This window comes from Arenimonas sp. (assembly GCF_022842045.1).
GTDB lineage: Bacteria > Pseudomonadota > Gammaproteobacteria > Xanthomonadales > Xanthomonadaceae > Arenimonas.
Genome location: NZ_JALHQI010000122.1, coordinates 1 through 3,067, shown reverse-complemented (window position 1 = coordinate 3,067; position 3,067 = coordinate 1). Strand labels below are relative to the sequence as shown.

2 protein-coding genes are annotated in these 3,067 nt (G+C 67.3%); both read left to right on the top strand.

Annotated elements, in window-relative coordinates:
- Window positions 1-415: 415 nt before the first annotated feature.
- Window positions 416-1,810, top strand: coding sequence for an NAD(P)-binding protein (locus tag Q0C12_RS14795; RefSeq protein WP_290891547.1), 1,395 nt, complete (start codon window positions 416-418; stop codon window positions 1,808-1,810).
- An 8-nt stretch (window positions 1,811-1,818) separates the two neighbouring features.
- Window positions 1,819-2,793, top strand: a complete 975-nt coding sequence (locus tag Q0C12_RS14790) for an alpha/beta hydrolase (protein ID WP_290891545.1) — start codon at window positions 1,819-1,821, stop codon at window positions 2,791-2,793.
- Window positions 2,794-3,067 lie beyond the last annotated feature (274 nt).

Genomic DNA, 3,067 nt, shown 5'->3' with positions numbered 1-3,067 from the left:
ATCGTTATGCGGGCCTCGAGCGCACCATCCTCTTGCAGATGCAGGGCTGACGACTCGCAGGGAGCGTGGCAGAGCTTTGCGGCAACATCGCCGGTGTCATGAATGTCGCTGATGGGTCGACATGACTCGGCCGTGAGCGGCCGCTTCCGGGTATCGAATCTCGAATGTCAGCTTCCCCGGCGGTGAGTCCGAGGTGGCGGCCGTCGCAGCCCGACCCGCCGCCTTCCATCCAGGCAGAAAGGACCGAACGCTCAGCAACGAATCATCACGCCCATTGGGTCGACGGCTTCCCGCTGCCCATGGGTGCTTCTCCGGTAGCGCCAACTGGGGGGCTCCCTGTTAGCATCGGCTGGGGGATGCTGTTGGACTGCCGCGCCCCGCTCGCCCTGCTCCACGAGAAATCACGAGGATGACCATGACGCCGATCGAAACCGACTACCTCGTCATCGGCGCCGGTGCCATCGGCATGGCCTTCGTCGACGCGCTGCTGACCGACTCGGACGCGCACGTCGTCATGGTCGATCGCCACCACCGACCGGGCGGTCACTGGAACGAGGCCTACCCCTTCGTGCGCCTGCACCAGCCGGCGGCCTACTACGGCGTCAATTCGCGCGAGTTGGGCGAGGGCACGAAGGACACGGTGGGCCTGAACGCGGGCATGTACGGCCTGTCCAGCGGCGCCGAACTGCTCGCCTACTTCGAACAGGTGATGCAGCAGCGTTTCGTGCCCTCGGGCCGCGTTCGCTTCCTGCCGATGAGCCGGGTGGTGGGTTCCGATGAAGTGGAATCGCTGGTCACCGGCGCCCGGCAACCGGTCAAGGTGCGCAGGAAGGTGGTCGACTGCACCCACTCCCGCATGCAGGTGCCGGCGACCACGCCGCCCCGCTACGCGTTGGCGCCCGGTGTGCGCTGCGTCCCGTTGAACGAGCTGGTCCGCATCTCTCAGCCGCAGGCCGGCTATGTTGTCGTCGGGGCTGGCAAGACGGGCATGGACGCCTGCATCTGGCTGCTGGGGCAGGGTGTGGACCCCGACTCCATCCGCTGGGTCATGCCGCGCGACCCGTGGGTGCTGGACCGTGCCAACGTCCAGTCGGGCGACGACTTCTTCATGAACACCTGGAGCTCGCTGACCCGGCAGCTCGAGGCGGTGATCGCGGCGGAGGACGTCGCGGACTTGATGCTGCGGCTCGAGGCTGCCGGGGAGTGGATGCGCATCGACCCCAGCGTGATGCCCTCGGTCTACCACGGTGCCATCCTGAGCAAGCCCGAACTGGCGCAGCTGCGCCGCATCCGGGGCATCGTCAGGCTGGGCCACGTGAAGGCGATCGATGCCGAGCGGATGCACCTCGAGAAGGGCAGCATCCCGCTCGCCCCCGGTGCTCTGGTGGTGGACTGCAGCGCAACCGGCATTCCCAGCGTGGAGGCAGTGCCCATCTGGCAGGGCGATCGCATCACGCCGCAGTGGGTGCGATCCTTCAGCACCGTCTTCAGCGCCGCGCTGATCGGCCATCTGGAAGCCACGATGGGCGACGACGCGCAGAAGAACGCGTTGTGCACTCCGATCGTGCCGCCCACGCTGGCCACCGACTGGCTGCGCATGCTCCTCGTGAGCATGAACAACCAGCATCTGTGGTCGAAGCACCCCCGGTTGCAGCAGTGGCTCGCCGAGTCGCGCCTGAACGCGCTGTTCAACACCGCGAGCCGTGTCCGGCCCGACGACGCCGAGAAGATCGCGCTGATGCAGCGCTACCGCCAGACGGTCAAGCCGGCCATGGCCCGCTTGACCGGACTGATCGCCACCCTCGCCTGAGCCGGCGCATGACTGCCGACGCCTTGTCACTGCAGACGCTGGACGTGAACGGCCTGCGCATGCAGGTCGCCGTCCAGGGGACCGGCCCGCTGGTCTTGCTGTGCCACGGGTTCCCCGAGTTGTGGATCTCGTGGCGGGCTCAGCTCGAAGCCCTGGCCGCGGCGGGTTATCGCGCGGCGGCGCCCGACATGCGCGGCTACGGCGGCACGACCGCGCCCGACGACGCGACAGCCTACACGCAGCTTCACCTGGTCGGCGACATGATTGAGCTGGTGCGCGCGCTGAAGGAAACGCAGGCCGTCATCGTCGGCCACGACTGGGGCGCGCCGGTGGCCTGGAATTCGGCCTTGCTGCGCCCCGATGTCTTCCGCGCCGTCGTCGGCATGAGCGTGCCCTACGCGCCGCCGGGGCGCGTGGAGATGCTCTCGGCGTTGAGCCAGGCGGGCATCCACGATTTCTACCTGCAGTATTTCCAGGCTCCAGGCGTGGCCGAGACCGAACTCGAGCGCGATGTCGGCACGTCGATACGCCGCATCCACTTCAGCGGGTCGGGCGAAGGGCAGGCCCTGATCGGGCGGCCAGCGTTCGGCGTCATCGAGCGTGACCGGGGTTTCCTGGGGCACCTCGTCGAACCGACACCACTTCCTGGCTGGTGGAACGAGGCCGACATCGCCCACTACACCGCCGAATTCACGCGCACGGGCTTCCGCGGCGGACTGAACTGGTACCGCAACATCACGCGGTCGTGGGAGTTGCTGGCGTCTTGGCGCGGGCAGAGCATCAACCAGCCGTCGCTGTTCATCGCCGGCGCCAGCGACGATGTGCTGAAGTTCCCGAGTTCGAAGCCGCAGATCGAGAACTTCGGCAAGACCTTGCCGGGCTTGCGAGGCTGCCATGTCCTGGAGGGCGCCGGACACTGGATCCAGCGCGAGCGTGCGCAGGCCGTCAGCGCGCTCCTGGTTGGCTTCCTCGACGACCTGTGACGGCCTCCTGGTTCGCTGACGGGCTTTCGAAGAACTTTGTCTTCAGACCGCCGCTGGCTGGCTACCGGTGGTCACGAACGGCCGCCTCGTCGGTGCAGAACCCGATCGGGGCGGTCCGAGCGTCGGGCGGCTTTGGAGACGCCTGACGGGCCGGTCTGGGTCGTTTGCAGGTTCTGGCCGTCGCTGAAGGCGAGACCGCTGCCGAAGCATCAGCAGTCATACACCGCACCGGGCTCTGCGGCAAAAGGTTGACACAACCAACTCAACATAAGGG